At 65.5% G+C, this 1,367-nt stretch carries 2 protein-coding genes; both read right to left on the bottom strand.

Annotation, left to right across the window (positions count from 1 at the left end):
* Positions 1-962 (bottom strand): IS3 family transposase (locus AC5ZGW_RS46280; protein WP_474419832.1); only part of this gene is annotated, 962 nt, incomplete at its 3' end.
* A partial coding sequence (locus tag AC5ZGW_RS46275; RefSeq protein ID WP_130231946.1) for a helix-turn-helix domain-containing protein occupies positions 959-1,367 on the bottom strand: 409 nt, incomplete at its 5' end. The genes AC5ZGW_RS46280 and AC5ZGW_RS46275, both read right to left, overlap by 4 nt.

The following is a 1,367-nucleotide window of genomic DNA, read 5'->3' as shown; positions in this document are numbered from 1 at the left end:
TGAAGTGCACCCTTATCGTGAGACACGATAATCAGGGACAGGTGCCCGCCGCTTGAGGCGGCAGGGCGGGTTGATGGGTTACGGCCAGGTTGCGGGGCTGCTGCGCAGCAGCCCCCGCAACCTGGTAAATTTGCTTCGAACTCGGCTGGCGGCTGGTAAGCCAGGGCCGAGTGCAGCCGTTGGCGATTGTACACCTCCTCGATGAAGGCGCCGATCGCATTTCTGGCATGCGGCGCATCGCGGTAGGTCTGGCCGTTGACCTCCTCTTGCTTGAGGGTCTTCATGAAGCTCTCCGCCTTGGCATTGTCGTAGGGATTGCCGACCCGGCTCATGCTGGGAGCAATGTCGTGCTGCCGGAGGAGCTCGGTGTAGTCGCCGCAGGCGTATTGGATGCCGCGATCGGAGTGGTGGATCAGGCTGCCAGGCGTGGGTTGGCGCGCCGCCAGCGCCATCGAGAGCGCGGTGACCGCCAGACGCGCCTCCAGGTGCGTCTCCAGGGCCCAGCCGACCACCCGCCGGCTGAAGGCGTCGAGCACGATGGCGAGATAGGCGAACTCCTCCTGCAGACGGATGTAGGTGATGTCCGCCACCCAGAGCTGGTCGAGGCCATCAGGCACCATGGCGCGGGCCAGGTTCGATACCACGTGCCACGGGTGGCGCGAGTCCGTCGTGACAGGCACGAACGGCCGCTGCCGCAAGCACAGCAGATTATCCTGCTGCATCAGGCGCAGCACGCGTTTGCGGTTCACCGCAAAGCCCTCGCGGCGCAACTGCGCGGCGATCCGGCGATAGCCGTAATGCCTGTAGGCAAGCGCCAGCCGCTGGATCGCGTCTCGCACGGCGGTTTCTTCGGCACGTGGGGCGGAAGCCGCCCAATGCCGATAATAGCCGGCCCGGCTGACGCCAGCCAATCGGCACATCCGTTCGATCGTCAGCTCGCCTTGCCGCGGGGAGGTCGTCATCGCTTGGATGACCGCGTAGACCCCGTCACGCCAGGCCCGCTGCTCGGCCGGCGTGCTTCCTTGACCCGCCGCAAGGCTTGCCGAAAAAAATCCAGTTCAATCTGCTGCTGGCCGATCTTGCGCTCAAGTTCGGCAATGCGCTCGGGCGCGCCACGGTCGGCCGCCGCAACATCACGCGCCCGCGCCCTCACGCTCGGTGCAACCGCATCGCTCTTGCGCGGACGCCCCAACGGCCGCAGCGCCTCCGCCCCGCCGGCGCGAAATAGATCGCGCCATGCATAGAGATCCTTGCGCAGCACCTTCAGCTCTTCTGAAAGCGCCTTGATTCGCTCGCCCGCCAGAATGCGGCGGACCGCTTCGAGCTTGAACTCTCGGCTGAAAACACGGGGAGATTTGTTGGGCATA

The organism is Bradyrhizobium sp. Crot121 (assembly GCF_059512385.1).
Note: the sequence above shows the minus strand (reverse complement) of the source record. Positions and strands in the feature narration are given on the sequence as shown.